Genomic DNA, 917 nt, shown 5'->3' on the forward strand with positions numbered 1-917 from the left:
GTCCTTGCGGACGGTGATCCGGACCACCCCTCTACCCTTGCTGGATGATCACGTTGCAGGAACCGCCGGCACTGACCACGCCGTCCGTTCGGGTCAGGACCTCGTATCTCGTGGGAGAACAGGCCGATATGATGCGCCGCGGATCCGACACGGCGTGGCTTCGTGAGGCCAGCCTTGATTTCGATCGGTTCGTGGCCGATCGTGTCGGCGTCAGGCAGCGATGGGGTGTTCCCTCGGAACTGCTCTGGTTCGCCTCCGCCGAGTACTACATCGGCTCGGTGGTCCTTCGTCACCGACTGACCGAGGACGAGGGCGGTGGGCACATCGGCTATCACGTCGTCTATCCGTGGCAGCGCCAGGGGCACGCCACCCAGATGCTTCGGTCCGCCTTGGGCAAGTGCGCGACACTCGGCATCGCCCGTGCCCTGCTGACCGTCGCTCCGGACAATCAGGCGTCCTTGACGGTCGTGCGCCGTAACGGCGGGGTAGCCGACGGAATCAACCACGAGGGCGAACTCCGTTTTTGGGTGGACACATCCGCGTCGGCCTAACGACGACCGCTGAGGGATGGAGACCACACCACGGTTGGCTCGTCCCGCGTTCCGGTAGGGGTCCGCTGGTGGGCGCTTGATTCCTGTATGAGCGAGTTGCCCGTGGGGTCGAGTGCGCTCTTCTGAGGTCGTCGGGCGACATACTCGGACCATGGATGAATCGATGCCGGTGGCCGAGTTCGCGACCCCCGGACCGTTGCGGGACCGCCTCGTCCAGCTGATCCGGTCCGGCGCGAAGACAGGCACATCGTCGCTGCTGGGTGACTACGAAGCCGAGGACCAGCCCCTGCCGCGCCCCGGCGAATGTCAGACCCTCATCGACTCCACCGGGCGGGTGGTTGCCACCTTGGAGATCACCGAGGTGGC

At 65.6% G+C, this 917-nt stretch carries 2 protein-coding genes; both read left to right on the forward strand.

What is annotated here, in order from left to right; all coding sequences use genetic code 11:
* The first annotated feature begins 44 nt into the window (after positions 1–44).
* Positions 45–551, forward strand: a complete 507-nt coding sequence (locus E7Z53_RS19870; protein ID WP_176338701.1) for a GNAT family N-acetyltransferase — start codon at positions 45–47, stop codon at positions 549–551.
* Between the two features lie 151 nt (positions 552–702).
* The coding region (locus E7Z53_RS19875) for an ASCH domain-containing protein (protein WP_255219729.1) at positions 703–917 on the forward strand (215 nt) is incomplete at its 3' end.

It is taken from the genome of Kocuria salina (genome assembly GCF_013368965.1).
GTDB classification, from domain to species: Bacteria; Actinomycetota; Actinomycetes; order Actinomycetales; family Micrococcaceae; genus Kocuria; species Kocuria rosea.

What these genes read in the sequence shown, in the direction of transcription:
- E7Z53_RS19870 (WP_176338701.1), top strand. Translation starts at nt 45, where the DNA reads ATGATCACGTTGCAGGAACCGCCGGCACTGACCACGCCGTCCGTTCGG.